Source organism: Streptomyces sp. NPDC002690 (assembly GCF_053592415.1).
Genome location: NZ_JBSFVR010000198.1, coordinates 1 through 13,237 on the forward strand (window position 1 = coordinate 1; position 13,237 = coordinate 13,237).

The 13,237-nt window shown below is 66.2% G+C and carries 11 protein-coding genes and 2 tRNA genes; 7 read left to right on the plus strand and 6 right to left on the minus strand.

Annotated features, from left to right (window positions below; genetic code table 11):
• Positions 1 to 1,137, plus strand: a 1,137-nt coding sequence (locus tag ACWD3D_RS22950; protein ID WP_451462697.1) for a hypothetical protein, incomplete at its 5' end; no start/stop codon positions are given.
• Positions 1,138 to 1,176: 39 nt separating this feature from the next.
• Here ACWD3D_RS22950 and ACWD3D_RS22955 read toward each other — a convergent pair.
• Both ACWD3D_RS22955 and ACWD3D_RS22960 read right to left on the minus strand, forming a co-directional pair.
• Positions 1,177 to 1,251, minus strand: a tRNA-Trp gene (locus tag ACWD3D_RS22955).
• 294 nt (positions 1,252 to 1,545) lie between these two features.
• Positions 1,546 to 2,034, minus strand: a complete 489-nt coding sequence (locus ACWD3D_RS22960) for an ankyrin repeat domain-containing protein (RefSeq protein WP_451462698.1) — start codon at positions 2,032 to 2,034, stop codon at positions 1,546 to 1,548.
• A gap of 977 nt (positions 2,035 to 3,011) precedes the next feature.
• Here ACWD3D_RS22960 and ACWD3D_RS22965 point away from each other — a divergent pair.
• Positions 3,012 to 4,388 (plus strand): hypothetical protein, encoded by a 1,377-nt coding sequence (locus ACWD3D_RS22965; protein ID WP_451462699.1) that lies wholly within the window; start codon positions 3,012 to 3,014, stop codon positions 4,386 to 4,388.
• 1,415 nt (positions 4,389 to 5,803) lie between these two features.
• Positions 5,804 to 6,337 carry an NUDIX hydrolase gene (locus ACWD3D_RS22970; RefSeq protein ID WP_451462700.1) on the plus strand — a complete coding sequence of 178 codons (534 nt, stop codon included), beginning with the start codon at positions 5,804 to 5,806 and terminating at the stop codon, positions 6,335 to 6,337.
• Here ACWD3D_RS22970 and ACWD3D_RS22975 read toward each other — a convergent pair.
• A complete protein-coding gene (locus ACWD3D_RS22975; protein WP_451462701.1) occupies positions 6,307 to 7,665 on the minus strand; it encodes a hypothetical protein in 1,359 nt (452 codons plus the stop codon). The two genes, ACWD3D_RS22970 and ACWD3D_RS22975, sit on opposite strands and share 31 nt — an antisense overlap.
• A gap of 450 nt (positions 7,666 to 8,115) precedes the next feature.
• Here ACWD3D_RS22975 and ACWD3D_RS22980 point away from each other — a divergent pair, with 450 nt between their 5' ends.
• The 4 genes from ACWD3D_RS22980 (at position 8,116) to ACWD3D_RS22995 (ending at position 10,647) form a co-directional block, all read left to right on the plus strand.
• Positions 8,116 to 8,247 (plus strand): hypothetical protein, encoded by a 132-nt coding sequence (locus tag ACWD3D_RS22980; protein WP_382977476.1) that lies wholly within the window; start codon positions 8,116 to 8,118, stop codon positions 8,245 to 8,247.
• Positions 8,248 to 8,409: 162 nt separating this feature from the next.
• Positions 8,410 to 8,565: a hypothetical protein gene (locus ACWD3D_RS22985; RefSeq protein ID WP_451462702.1), complete on the plus strand. Its 156-nt coding sequence runs from the start codon at positions 8,410 to 8,412 to the stop codon at positions 8,563 to 8,565.
• A 91-nt stretch (positions 8,566 to 8,656) separates the two neighbouring features.
• The gene (locus ACWD3D_RS22990; RefSeq protein ID WP_451462703.1) at positions 8,657 to 9,868 is read left to right on the plus strand and encodes a JmjC domain-containing protein; all 1,212 of its coding nucleotides are present in this window, start codon (positions 8,657 to 8,659) and stop codon (positions 9,866 to 9,868) included.
• Positions 9,802 to 10,647 (plus strand): aldo/keto reductase, encoded by an 846-nt coding sequence (locus ACWD3D_RS22995; protein WP_451462704.1) that lies wholly within the window; start codon positions 9,802 to 9,804, stop codon positions 10,645 to 10,647. The genes ACWD3D_RS22990 and ACWD3D_RS22995 overlap by 67 nt, the downstream gene beginning before the upstream one ends.
• On the opposite strand, the gene ACWD3D_RS23000 is transcribed toward ACWD3D_RS22995, so the two are convergent.
• From ACWD3D_RS23000 to ACWD3D_RS23010, 3 genes are all read right to left on the minus strand, one after another.
• Positions 10,638 to 11,495, minus strand: coding sequence for a hypothetical protein (locus ACWD3D_RS23000; protein ID WP_451462705.1), 858 nt, complete (start codon positions 11,493 to 11,495; stop codon positions 10,638 to 10,640). The two genes, ACWD3D_RS22995 and ACWD3D_RS23000, sit on opposite strands and share 10 nt — an antisense overlap.
• A gap of 366 nt (positions 11,496 to 11,861) precedes the next feature.
• Positions 11,862 to 11,948 (minus strand) — tRNA-Ser (locus ACWD3D_RS23005).
• Between the two features lie 52 nt (positions 11,949 to 12,000).
• Positions 12,001 to 13,237, minus strand: a 1,237-nt coding sequence (locus tag ACWD3D_RS23010; protein ID WP_451462706.1) for a S1C family serine protease, incomplete at its 5' end; no start/stop codon positions are given.

A 13,237-nucleotide genomic window follows, 5' to 3' on the forward strand; every position in this document is an offset into this window, starting at 1 on the left:
GCCCCCGCCCGGCGCCCGCTCCGCGCCCGCGTCCGCACCGGACGGCCCGCCCTCCTCGCGGTCACCCTCTTCCTCTGCGTACGGGCGCTCTCGCTCGCCGCCCTGGCCGTCCGCGCCGCCGCGACCGGCAAGAGCCCGCGCGTGCTCCTCTCGGAGCGCTGGGACTCCCTCTGGTACACCCGGGTCGCCGAACACGGCTACGCCTTCACCCTGAACGCACCCGACGGCCGCTCCCTGTCGAGCATGGCCTTCTTCCCCCTGCTCCCCTGGCTGGAGCGGGGCACCCGCGCGGTGACGGGCCTGAGCCTGCCCGCCGCCGGACTCCTGGTCACCGCCCTCGCCTCGGTCCTCGCGGCCTGGGCCGTCCACCTCGTGGTGCGGCACTCGTACGGCGACCGGGCCGGGATCGTCTGCGTGGTGCTGTGGGCGGCCGTACCGGTCGGCATCGTCCAGTCGATGGCGTACAGCGAAGCCCTCTTCACCGCCCTCGCCGCCTGGGGGCTGCTCTGCGTGCTGCGCGAGAGGTGGCTGGCCGCAGGCGTCCTGGCGAGCCTCGCGGGACTGACCCGGCCGGTCGGACTCGCCGTCACCGCCGCCCTGTTCCTCGCGGTCTGGCTCCGCCACCGCCCCGGAACCGGCACCGCCGCCCCGGCCCGTACGCGAGCCGTGCTCGGCTGCTTGGTCGCACCGGTCGGGGCCGCCGCGTACATCCTCTGGGTGGGCTCCCGGCGCGGGCACCTGCTGGGCTACCTCGACGTTCAGGACGAGTGGGGCAATGGCTTCGACGGCGGCTGGGCCTTCGCCCGCTTCCTGACCGGCGGCTCCACCGCGCTCGCCGTGCTCGCCCTCGCCACCCTGCTGCTCCTCGCGTACTGGCCCCACCACATCGGCGCCAAGCAGCTCCAACCCCCGCCGCTGATCGCCTACTCGGCCCTCGTCACCCTGCTCGCCATCGGCGCCTCGGGCTACTTCGGCTCCAAGCCCCGCCTGCTCCTTCCGGCGTTCCCGCTCCTGATCCCCCTCGCGGTGGTCCTCGCGAGGCGCCGCCCCGCCCTCGCCTGGACCGCCCTCACCGCCCTGACCACCGCCTCCGCGGTGTACGGCGCGTACTGGCTCACGGGGTCGGGCCCGCCGTGAGCGGTGGAGGCCGGAGCCGTCCGCAGGGGTTCGGAGGGGCGAAGCCGGCCGGATTCGAACCGGCGTCCTCACGATTTTGGAGACCGCGCGCGACGACCTCTGCGCTACGGCTCCGCCCGCCGGAAGCATAGGGCTCTGCGGGCGCCGCCGGCAGGGCCAAGCTCAGAAGGCCCTCAAGGCTTTCCGCTTCGGCCTCCACGAGCGCGGGCGGGATGAGACGTTCGTTCTCCCACGCCGTACGGCACACGGCCGCGCGGCGGACGACTGCCCACCGGCAGCGGAGGAGACCGACATGCTGGCAGCACTGCGCCCCGGCGAAGTGATCGTGATCGTCCTCACCTTCATCGTTCTCGTGGGCCTCGGGGTCGTCACCCTCCGGCGGCTCGGAGGCCGCAGGAGGTAGCCGCCTCAGGGTCCCGACGGGCGCGGGGAAGAACCACCGCCACCGTCCTTCCGGCATCCGCACGCCCCGTGGCCCGTGTCACCGGCAGGAGCGCCGGACGGGCGTACGGACGGACGAGCCCCACGACGGTGGACCAGGCATTCGAGACGCGTACCCCGTAGTTCCATGTGCGCTTCGAGAAGCCTCACCGCCATGTCGTGGCCCGACTGGAAGGCCAGGTGGTACGGGGTCAGGCCCTCTCGCGAGGGCTTCGCGGGGTCCGCGCCGTACGCCAGCAGTACGGCGGTGCAGGCCGCGTCCAGCGGATCACCGGTCTGCGCCGAACCGTCCCGCTCGCCTTCGATGGCCCGGAGCAGCGGGGTCCAGCCGTTGTGGCCGTCGTACTGATCCGGGTCGTGGCCGGCGTGCAGGAGCCGGGTCAGCTCCGCCAAGTCGTCCTGCTCCACCGCGAGGTGGACGGGCGACATCTCGTACGGGTCCGCGTCGTCGGTCACGGCGCGATCCAACCAGGCCGGGTCCGCCTCGTCGCGGGCGGGTCCGGAGGACCGCGGGACCGGTGCGGAAAGACGGTCACCGGTGGCCACCGGCCATGTTGAAGGCCCCCGACCGATGTACCCGGTCGGGGGCCTTCAACCTGCGCGGTGGGTGTGGGATTTGAACCCACGGTGACATCGCTGCCACGACGGTTTTCAAGAGAGTGCTGCGGTTACAGCGACCTCACCATGGCTGACCTGCTGTTACATCTAGATGCGGCCCTACACGAGATCCCCCGGCCCGCATGGCCCATGGCGGCCTAAGTTTGAGGCGGGATCGTAAAACTCCTCAGAACCCTGGAGTCCAAAGTTGGCCACCACTACGACGCACCTCCCGTAGCGGTTTCCCGCCCCCTACTTCATGGCGCTGCGTGACGTTCTCCCGATTCACGGACATTCGTCACCAAGCTCCGTGGGTCGCAACCCACCGACGGCTGCCACTGAGACTGCTGCCCCACACGATCCGCCCGTACATAAAGAACGAACAGGCGAGCAAGAGCTGAACTCAGACGTTGCCTCACACCTCAGTTCACGGACCGCCCATTTTGCCGCGATGCAGTGAGAAGGGCTCGATTCCAAGCTATCAACTGTTGCACAATCTCCTGCGCACGGCGACCACCGGCAGCGCCGCAGAAGGGCAACACCAGGACGGCTGGCACCACTGCGAGGCTGATCAACAACAGAGGCAGACCACCGAGTGCGACGACGGCGATGCGCTGAGCGCCACTTCCAACAGGCAGCATTGATGTCCAGTTTTCCACTCTCTCACGGCTCCTTCGTAGCAGACTGGGTGCTGATCAGGTGGTCAACATGTACGCCCACCCGCTGAGTTGTGGTAGCGGCAACCGTTGCCAACTAGGTCGCACTCAAAGTTGCCAAGAAAGTGAGCACCAGTGACTGAAGTTTCCAGGTCAGCGGCTCGACGCACGGAAGTAGAGGTGAGCCGCATCTCAGAGGTTGCAGCTCTCGCAACGGAGTTGACGACCCTGTTCAACGCCCTCGACATCCCTCAGCAGCAGTACGCCGTACGCATCTCGACGGACAAAAGCACTGTATCGAGATTCCTAAACGGCAGGCGAGTCGCTACGCAAGATTTCATTGATCGACTCTTGACAGAGGTGGAACGTCATCGCAAAACTGCAGTAACCGGCGAAACTCGCGACCGAATTCGATCAATGAGGCTGGCCGCCCTGAAGATGACAGACCCTGGATCATTTCAGCTCGAATTCCTACGCGACGAACTCGATAGATCTCATCGCACAATCAAGCAGCTCAATCGCCAGCAACAAGCCTTGGAATTGCTACTCGACGACAGGGAAGCGAAAGCAGACGAAGCGCGTCACGAAATGCAAGAACTGAGAAGTGACTGGATATCAGAGCGAAAGCATAACCAAAAGACAGAGGCAGAACTCTCCAAAAGAAACGCCCAAATGAGCAGCGAACAGGAACGGCTCCGAGCGGAAATCAAGGAGCTGAAAAAACAACTGTCCGAACTGACACACCTCAGGCATGACGCCGAACAAAGGTGCGCACAACTAGAAGAACGCCTGTTTGAGGTTGAAAGGCAACTGGCCACCCACCTAGAGATCGACGACCAAAGCTTTTCATTTACGCCGAAAGAAGTGGCAGACGAGATACTACAGAGCTACGGCGAACAGCGATTCCATGACGCAGCTCGCACACTTTCTCTGGCGGCGGCCCACTTTTCTGCAGCCGACGTTGTCGAATTATGGCAGATAATCGTTGAGATGCGACGCTATTTTGATGCAGAATCGCTAGTTCGGGATGCCATCCGATTCAAATCTGTCGAGCTGAGCGCCGCTATCGTCGAAGATCTACTCACGCAAGAAACCTGGCCGCCTGCACAATTTCGCACACGCGAACTTGGCGCCAGCTTGGCGTATTCCAAGTCTTCTGCGGAGCTAGGGTATCTTTATGATCGCTGGAAAGGAGGCGGTCCGGTTTTCGGAGTGCTCCGCTTCGCCTTTACCTTGTGGAGCGAGTCGGCAGATATCCGACTCACCTTCCCTCGTCTTTGCCAGCTGAAAGATGATGGCGATACGGTAATCATGGTAAGAATGTTGCATACACTAGGACAGCGCAGCGTAACAGACGTAGTCGATTTGGCCGATCTGCTAATTGATCGAGACATGAATGCCGAATGTCACACATTGTTCTATAGATGGTATACGGGTCTTGCGATCAAAGATCGCGCCTCGTCCATAGAGGAGTGGCAAAGGGCCGCTCGCCAGACCAAAAACTCGGGAATTCTCAAAGTTCTCCCGACTCAGGTCGTACAACCACGCTTTCACTGATACAGCTGATCTAATCCTCAGCCGCTCCCCTGGGCGCCCGTCAAGGTGCCAACATTGGGGCAGCTGGTGAACCCTTCGGAACACAGAAGCGAGTCAGGAGCTTTGAAGTTGTACACCTGGACTCGATCTTCCGTGATGTGCCACCGACGGACTCGGTAGCCCATTTCGTTGCCGGTGACTGTGGTTGTGCAGGCGATGGCCCAAGTGCCATGCCGAGTGAACGCCGGGTTCCACTACTCCGGGATGAAAGGTTCTTTTGCGGGGATGGGTGAATCTGCTGGTCAGCCCGGGTTCGGGAGCGCGTCGAGAGCCTTGATGGCGTCCGTGATGACGTTCGTCCAGGGCCAGTCGCGTGCGCTCCGGCGTGCTGGCGCAGAAACTCCATGCCAGCGAATGCGTTAGCCATGAGACTGGGAAGCTGCTGATGGTCAAAAATTTCCCACCCGTCCCGATCTTTCCCGGCTAGGCGTCCACACCAAGCCTTCCTACAGCGTCTCGGCCAGCGAACGGGCGTACGAAAGAGCGTCTTCCTGAGTGGGTGTATCAACACTCCGACTGCGCGATAGAGCTCCCGATCATCGCTGTCCAGGCGGGAGAGCGCATCCGTTTTGGGAAGCTGCAGGAGAATGATGCCATGGCAGAGGAGTACCGCGTAGGAATCGTGTGCACCGACAAGGGCCAGCACCCACGGGTCCGCTTGACCATGGCATGCCGTGAACCCGACGGTAGTCACGGCATGGCCCACGCCTTTCGCGACTTTGCACCGCCGATGAGCGACGCAGAGCCGCGAACTGCGGTTGGTCATAACTCTTACGTGTTCAGATGTCCATCTTGCCCTCATATACACCAGGTTGAAGCTAAGCAACGGGGGAATTCATCAATCGCCTGGTTGCCGCGGGTCTCGAAGAACTGGATTTCTCGTTGCTACCGTGAGGTCGCTGCTGTACATGGGCAGCCCCTGGGCGAGGACGGGGTTACTTTCCAGCCACTCTCGTGGCAGTCGTGGCAAGCCCGCTCATCCGGTGGGTAGCTTCAAGCTGCCCGGCTTCCTCCTCGACATCCTCGCCAACCTGGCTGCAGCACGGTCACAACCGTCTGCATTCTCGCGAGTCGAAACGCACTCGCCCGGAGGCGGGGGCGCCACAACCAGGAGGACAACAGCGACTCCTGCTAATTCGGTGATGGTCAGCCCCCTCCACCAGTGAGTGGCGTCTTGGCATCAACAGCCCTCGTCCGACGCATCGGACGAGGGCTGTTCCTGGCATTCCTCCTATGGCACTACTGGCGCTGCTCATCGCTCCAGCCCTCCGCGCATCCCGCACCATATTCGTCACCATGACGCGAATTTGCGTGAACGTAGGCGCCGTTCAACCTGACTCTGCGATGCTGGAGGCCGATCGAGAGGGGCCGCAAATATGCAGTGGAAGATCCACGGGGAACGTCCGATCTATGAGAACCCATGGGTGAACCTGTGGCTCACCGACATCGAAACGCCGGACGGGCACCGCTGGGAACACCACGTCGTCAAGCTCCGCCACCTGGCCGTGGCCGCTGTGATCAACGACCGCCAAGAGGTCCTGATGATGTGGCGCCACCGCTTCATCACGGACGCATGGGCCTGGGAGCTGCCCATGGGCCTGGTCGAAGCGGACGAGACGCCCGGCGAGGCCGCCGCCCGTGAAGTCCTCGAAGAGACTGGCTGGCGTCCCGGCCCGATGAAGCCGCTGATCTACGCCGAACCGGCGAACGGCATCACCGACTCCCAGCACCACCTGTTCCGCGCCGACGGCGCCACGTACGACGGGCCACCCACCGAGAAGAACGAGTCGGACCGGATCGAGTGGATCCCGCTGGCGAACATCCGGGACATGATCGACCGCCGCGAGATCGTCAGCAGCGGCTCCCTGGTCGGCCTCCTCTACGTCCTGATGGACGAAGGGGTTCGCTGACCCTGCGGGGGAAGCATCGCTCGTAGGCGTGCCTCGAAGGCAACCGCGGCCGGCACCTCGCGATGCGGCGCAAGCTGCTCGTAGAACTCGCGAAGGTGCCCGGTCACCCGCTCGGACGACACGGCTGAGGCGGGCACCAGCGCCTCGATCGCCGTGTGGCACGCCTGGTCGAGCTTGCCCCGCTGGAGCTGCGTACGGGCCAACCAGAAGGCATGAAACGCCCTACCCCGCTGGTTCGCGGGGTCCTCCCGCTCCAGCGCATCCGCGATCAACGGTTCGGCGATCGCCGCCTCGCCAAGACGGCCGTGCGCGATGCCCGTGTCCACGATGAGCTTCGGCTCGTCGAAGTACGTCACCCATGCCGGGTCCGGGTCGTCCGCCTTGATCCGGTCGTAGTGACTGTGGGCCTCGGAGATCGCGGTGTGGGTCGCTGTCCGGTCACCCAAGGTCGCGTGGGCGAACGCCTCACGCATGGCCAGCATGGCCCGAACTCTCGACGTCGTACCCGTGTCCGCTCGGGCCTGGTCCTGGGCAGCAGACGCCAGTGCAAGCGCGTCCGCCGGCTTGTCCTGGTAAGTCGCTTGCAGGCTCATGCAGGCCAGGACGTTGGCCATGAAGGGATGGTCGTCAATCTCCCTGGCCAGTTGCAGAGCCTCCCAGAAGTACGCGCGAGCCTGGTGGTACTGCCGGGCATCGAAGTACGTCCACCCTGTCAACCGCGCCAGCTCCGCCGCGATGCCGTACAGGCCGTGCTGGATCGGCGTGGGCCGCTGGTCCTTCAGCAGCCCTTCGACATATCGCAGCTGGCCGACGACAGCAGGTCGAAGCGTCTCGCCCCCGTGTTCGTCGTCGCGACGCCAGTAGTCCTCGATCGAGGAACGCAAAGCGTGCAGTGTGGATGGGCTCGGGTTGGCCCCGGCGGCCAAGGCCAGGATGCTGTCCACCTCCACACCCGGTAAGGCGCTGAGGAGCTTCGGCTCAACGACCACGTGACTGAACTCCGGCCGTTCCCGCTCTGCCACGGCCAAGACAGCCGGCGTCTCCCACGTGCGGCGGGCAAGCCCGAGCATGTGCCCCGGGATGCGCAATCCATCGGCGATCCGCTCGATCACTTCCATGTGGAGGAGCTGCCGCTGGCCCGCGATCACCTCACCCACTCGGCTCGGCGTCAGTTCGCACTGCCGCGCAATCATCGACGGGTAGATGCCTGCCCGAGTCTTGACCAGGCGAAAGACCCTCGCAAAGTCGCGCACGCGGCACGCGTCGATCATCTCGGGATCGGTGAGCAGACTTACTGGTAATTCCTTCGTACGACGTGTCTCGGGCATCGGGCACGCTCCGGAGGAAGACTACGTATCGCTTCAAAGTCTCAACCGACCGTGATGTTATCCAAGTTGGGTAATCCGCTGGGCCTTTCTGACTCTTCGTCCTGATCGCGATCCTTCTGGACATGGCGAAGCGACCGAGGACGACCGCCTTGAACGATTCGGCGGGCACTCCTGACACAGAGCGAACGGCCCTCAGGGCAACCCCTGACCCGGGCCCAGAGCCCCGCGTCCTGATGAGCATCCGGGTATCGCGGGACTCGGGCCGGACATGGTCGCCGCGCTCGCGGGTCCTGGAAGGCGACCCGTTCGACATCCTCTCCAACCCCGGCCGCTACCCACCGTGCGAATGCCCCCGCTGCGGCGGTACCGCGTCGTCGGTCCGTGCCCTTCAGCCGGCATCCATCGCGCCGAGGTCGGCGTAGTGGCCGCCTTCCGACGTTGAAAGCTCCCTTGGAACGGGATTCCCGGGTACGTGGTCGAGCTCCGCGGGGCTGGCGTCAACAGCTCGCCGTGCTCCTCTACGCCGCCGTCGTCACCGTCCTGGTGGTCACCCTGGCCATCGCTGGTGATCCCGGCCGCTGACCGGCAACCGGCTTCCGGCACGAATCCCGCCTTCGCTCGATCCGTGGCCTCGCGCCACCCCCGTCTCCTCACCGGCCCGGGAACAAAGGGCTGGTGAGGCGCGCCCCATCGGGGCTGGGCCGGCATCCGTCGGCTCTGGACTTCCAGGAAATGGAGACACACATGGAAGCGCAGAAGGAAGACCTGCTGATCGGCGTCGAGAGCCTGATCAAGGTCCAGGACCGCTTCACCGCTGCGGCGGCGGAGTCCGACTCCACCGGCACCTCCGCGGGCGACGACGGCGAGAACCGCGACGGCCTGAACCTCCCGCAGGAATAGCCCCGAAAGTACGCCACAGCACCACCCGGGGGCCTGCCGCCCACGGCGGGCCCCCGGCCTGCACCCGCCACGACGCCGACCGGAGGAACACGTGGACCACCACTTCGTCACCGCAATGGAGAAAGCCCTCGGCTGGGACGGACCCGGCGCACTCGGATCCGCTTTCGCCCGGGGAACGATCGAGGACCTCGATCTGCTCGATCGCCTGCTCAACCCCACGAAGCTGCTGGACCTGGTGATGCGCCGCAGCGTCACCACGCCCCAATTCCGCATCTTCCAGGACGGGGCCGAACTGCACCCCGGCCGCTACATCCACCCATCCGTCACCCGGCGGGGACAGGCCATCCCCATGGCCGACATGCGCCGGGTCGGGGGGCTCATGCGCGAGGGCTGCACCATGGTCCTGGACGAGGTCGACTTTTTCGATCCGTCCATGGAGGCCACCTGCCGTGCGCTCCAGTGGTGGGCCCGCGAGCTGGTGCAGGTGAACGCCTACCTGACCACCCAGGACGCCAGCGGCTTCAAGCTCCACTGGGACGACCACGACACCGTGATCGTCCAGCTCGCCGGCCGCAAGAGCTGGGAAGTCCGCGGTACCTCACGCAACGTTCCGATGTACCGCGACTCCGCCCCCAATGGCGAGCCCAGCGAGGAAATCGTGTGGCAGGGCGTCATGGAGCCCGGCGACGTGATGCACATCCCGCGCGGCTTCTGGCACCAGGCCACGCGCGACGACCAAGGCGACGGCTACAGCCTGCACGCCACCTTCGGCATCGTAAAGCGCGTCGGCGTGAACTGGCTGGCCTGGCTCGCCGACCAGGCCCGCACGCAGGACCTGTTCCGGTACGACCTGGACCGCTGGAACTCCCCCGGCCAGTGGGAGGGACAGCAGCAGCTTCTGGTCGACGCCGTCGCCGAGATGACTACGAAACTGACTCCGCAGGACTTCCTCGACGCCCGCGAGCGGGAACGCCTGGCCGCCCGGCATGTCCCGGCCACCGGCCTTTTCGGCAAGCCCGCGGCCGTCGTGTGCGTCACCGACTTCGAGCCCGTGATCGAACAGCACCACGACACCGTGGACGTGCTCGCCGCAGGCAAGAAGCTCACGTTCGCCGGCAAGACGTCCCCCGCCCTCGCCCTGCTGCTGAGCGGCCACCCCGTCGACATCGCCGACGCCACCGAGAAGACCGGCCTGGACGTGGAACAGCTCGCCGAGATCCTGGTGAAGGAGGAACTGTGCACGGAGCTGACCCCCGCCTTGTCCTCGGCCTACACCGGTCTCGTCACCACCGCGACATCCTGACGGCCGCACTCGACCTCGGCGTCACCGCTCTGGACACTGCGGCTCCCTACCTCGGATTCCGCTCTCAGGCGGTATTGGCCGAGACGGCTGCCGATCTACTGCCGAGGTTCACCCTCTCCACGAAGGTCGGCTTCTTCCCGAGCGCCGGAGGTGCTGAGCACTCCCTCGATCCAGTCCGGCTGCGACTGGCCGTCGAGCGGGCGGCCACCGAACTCGGCAGGGAACCTGACACCGTGTTCCTCCACAACCCCGAACGGAGCCTTGCGAGCCTATCCCCTGCCGATGGCCACGCCCTCCTCGGCAATGCCTGCACCGCGCTGGCCGATGCCGCCCGCGACGGCCTGTGCCGCGCTTGGGGTGTGGCCTCCTGGGATACGCAGTCGCTCGGCATGGTTCGCGTGGAGGACCTTCCGTCTCCGGACGTCCTCATGGTCCGGGCCGGTCTCCTCGTGGGCATCGACCTCCTCGACGCCACCGCCGTCCTGCGCACCGCCTGGCAGGCGGGCGAGACCTGGGGCATGAGCCCCTTCGGTGGCGGCTGCGGGAAGGTGTGGGAGGACTTCGACCCGCGCCCGTTCCTCCGACCGCCCCACGAGGGCTTGTCCCGAGTGCAGGCAGCGTTCCGGACCGCATTCCATCTGCCCAACGCCTCAGCGATGGCAGTCAGTACCGACGACCCCGGACACCTGGCCCAGTTGGTCCAGGCCCTGAGCGCGGAGGTAGAAACCGCCACTGTCAGTCAGTACCTACGCGCCCTCCATGGGCACCGTCAGAGCTGAAGCTCGGCCACCAGACGCTCGGCCTCCTTCCGTGCTGGCGCCAGCAGCGGATCCTCCTCGTAGGCGTAGGGTCCGACGATCTTCGACAGGAAGAACAGCGACATCAGCTTGCCGTCCCGGCTCTGGAAGTCCGCACGCCGCTCCTGCTGAACGCGGTCCGCGAGCCCCGGGACGGCAAGCGCGTTGCCCCACAGGGTCGCGGCGTCCAGGCCCCGGGGCGCCATGCCCCAGTCCTCCCAGTCGATGAGGGAGAACGCCGGCCCCATCACGTTGGCCCAGGTCAGATCCGCATGAGCCGGCGTCCACCGCTCGATCCTCGTATCAACCACTCCGGGGAAGACCGCCCCTAGGGTCTGGGTCACCCGCTCCTGCGTGATCGTCACCATGTCCGGCGTCGCGATCCGCGGTGTCTGCTGAGAGGCAAGCGCATCCAGCGAAGCGTTCAACGCTCCCCACCACGCGTCCGGCAAGCCCGGATCTTCAAGCACCAGGGCGCCCCTACCAACAGACGGCGATGGAATCAGCTCCAGCTCATCCGCGCGCCACATCACCGGCTCGCCCGGCTCACGCCATGCCAGGCCCTGATACCACTCGGGCATCGCGACCCCTTGCAGCACGGCAGCGGCCTCGGTGCCGTTCCAGCCCTGCGGGCCGATCCGCTCGAATCCCCGCCGCTCGATACGCACCCACGTGGCCCGGTCCGTACGGCCCCCCAAGGAACGGCGCTTGCGCACTAGCGCCTGCCGATCCAGTCGCACGTGCAGGGCTTCTTCCACGCGCTCCAGCACGTCTTCCACCGGCTGACGGCGCAGATCCACCTGGGCAGCAACGGGCAGGGATCCGTTCATCACGACCTCCTCGGCGAACGGATGACCGTAGCAGGAGCGGGCCCAGCGACACGCTTGGTCCGTCAACTCCGGACCCATCAACTTCTGCACATTTGTCGGCCGTTGCGAAAACGCCGCCCGTCTCGCCCAGGTCGGTGGCCTGAGCGGCTTTGGACCGGTGTCGTGTTCGGTTTGGGATCAAGCATGTTCACGGGCTCCCCGGATTTGTCCGACGCGGGCCCCGAAGCGAACAGGTGGGTAAAGCCGCGGCGGCCGGGCGGCCGGCCTCGGCTACGTGTGCGTGGACAGCAACCCCAGAGCACACGAACGAAGGGGCGCCCCTGATGAGGAGCGCCCCTTCTGGTCAGCGCGTTCGCTGCTCCGCTGCGGTGGGTGTGGGATTTGAACCCACGGTGACATCGCTGCCACGACGGTTTTCAAGACCGTTCCCTTAGGCCGCTCGGGCAACCCACCCCGTTCCCCGTGCGACGGTTCGCCGCCGGGGAACGGCCTACAGCCTAGCCGGTCAGCTGTCGCCCTTGCGCTCGCCCAGGGTGAGTTCGACGGTGGACTCCTTGCCGTCGCGCTCGTACGTCAGGGTGACCCGGTCGCCCGGCTTGTGGGTCCAGATCTCACCGATCAGGGTCGGGCCGCTGTCGACCGGGGTGTCGTTGAACTTGGTGATGACGTCGCCCGCCTTCAGGCCCGCCTTGGCGGCCGGCCCGTCCGCGGCCACGGCCGAGGTGCCGGAGGAGCCCTGGTCGGAGATGACCGCGCCGTCGCCGTTCTCCGCCATGGTGACCGTCGCGCCGATGACCGGGTAGACGGGCTGGCCGGTCTTGATGAGCTGCTCGGCGACGTTCTTCGCCTGGTTGATCGGGATGGCGAAGCCGAGGCCGATGGAACCGGCCTGGGTCTGGGCGCTGCTGCCGGTCGACTGGATGGCGGAGTTGATGCCGATGACCGCGCCGGTGGCGTCGAGCAGCGGGCCGCCCGAGTTGCCCGGGTTGATCGAGGCGTCCGTCTGCAGGGCGCTCATGTAGGAGCTGCTGCTCGAGGAGGAACCGTCGCTGGAGGCGACCGGGCGGTTCTTGGCGCTGATGATGCCGGTCGTGACCGTGTTGGACAGGCCGAACGGGGCGCCGATCGCGATGGTCGAGTCGCCGACCGCCACGTTGTCGGAGTTGCCGAGGGCCAGCGGGTTCAGGCCGGACGGGGCGTTCTTCAGCTTGATGACGGCGACGTCGTAGCCCTCGGCGCGGCCGACCACCTCGGCTTCGTACTTCTTGCCGTTGGAGAAGGTCGCGGTCAGCTTGCCGCTCTCCGCCGCGGAGGCCACCACGTGGTTGTTGGTGAGGATGTGGCCTTCCTTGTCGTACACGAAGCCGGTGCCCGTGCCGCCCTCGCCGTCGCCGTTCTCGGCGTCGATCGTGACCACGCTGGGAAGCGACTTGGCGGCCACTCCCGCCACGGTGCCGTCGGCGCGCTTGAGCGCCTTCGGGCTGTCGGAGGCGCTGATCGTCGTCGAACCGCCGGAGCCGTCGTCGTTGCTGTCGGCGGCCCAGAAGCCGAGCGCGCCACCGATACCGCCGGCGACGAGCGCCGTCGCGGCGACCAGTGCGACGAATCCGCCCGCCCGGCGCTTGCCGGGGCCCTTGGGGGCCTGCTCGGCGGAGGCACCCCAGACGGCGCCGCCGTTGCCGTCGCCACCGCTGTCGCCGGCCATGGCGTACGCCGGGACGGCCGGCGGGGCCGGGGGCGGC